The sequence below is a fragment of the Marinomonas sp. HM11-D genome (genome assembly GCF_057626615.1).
In genome coordinates this window covers 1-222 of the sequence record NZ_JBMMKT010000049.1, presented here as the reverse complement: position 1 = coordinate 222, position 222 = coordinate 1, and the positions used below count along the sequence as shown (strand labels likewise).

Below are 222 nucleotides of genomic sequence, written 5' to 3'. Positions count from 1 at the left end.
CCGTTTAAAGCATCCTCGAATGGGAGCTAGAAAGCTTCAGCATAAGCTCGGCCTAGAGCACAGCTGTTATATTGGTCGAGATCGCTTGTTTAGGGTACTTAGGGAGGCACGTTTACTGGTCAAAGTAAGGCGTTCATACCATAAAACAACGCAGAGTCATCACCGTTTTTACTGCCATCCAAACTTGATTAAAGATGGTGAGCATCAGATAAAAGCAAGTGG

1 pseudogene is annotated in these 222 nt (G+C 44.6%); it reads left to right on the top strand.

The annotated features are described in order from the left end of the window. A pseudogene (locus tag ACOSVP_RS18625) lies at positions 1-222 on the top strand (IS3 family transposase); the annotation flags it as partial.